Source organism: Lactobacillus sp. C449L (genome assembly GCF_059900815.1).
In genome coordinates this window covers 1-500 of the sequence record NZ_JBWXGA010000100.1, presented here as the reverse complement: position 1 = coordinate 500, position 500 = coordinate 1, and the positions used below count along the sequence as shown (strand labels likewise).

At 33.6% G+C, this 500-nt stretch carries 2 protein-coding genes; both read left to right on the top strand.

Going from position 1 to position 500, the window contains the following annotated elements; all coding sequences use genetic code 11:
• On the top strand, nt 1–193 hold a 193-nt coding region (locus AC2JF9_RS08505), incomplete at its 5' end, for a hypothetical protein (protein WP_500726906.1).
• A 31-nt stretch (nt 194–224) separates the two neighbouring features.
• On the top strand, nt 225–500 hold a 276-nt coding region (locus AC2JF9_RS08500), incomplete at its 3' end, for an ArdC-like ssDNA-binding domain-containing protein (RefSeq protein ID WP_500726904.1).

The following is a 500-nucleotide window of genomic DNA, read 5'->3' as shown; positions in this document are numbered from 1 at the left end:
GAAGATGAATGAAGAAATTGATAATTTCACAACAAATAATTCGTTATCTGCTATACCATCAGGAGTTACAAATGGTCTTTTACAAGGAATTTTAGAACAAAGAAACTTTGCATCTAAAAAGCAATTTGAAGATGACTTGAAAAACAAATCATCTAAGAAGAGAAATATCCATCGTTCGGGGCCATCTTTATAAATATAAAATTCAATGAAATGGAGTGAGTTTCTTGGCCAAGAAAAGCTATAAACAGAAAAGCTATGAGGAAAGACAAGAAGAGCTTCAGGGGCATTACGAGAAGTTATTAAAAGGAGTAAAAGAAGCTGCTTCGGATCCAAAAGACTATATGAGATATTTAAACTTTGTAAGTAAATTTCCGAAAAGGTCTATCCGGAACCAAATGTTAATTTATATGCAAAAGCCGGATGCTCATTTGGTTGCCGGGTTGAAAACATGGAATAAGTTTGGCCGACAAGTTAATAAGGGATCGGAAGCAATAAAAATA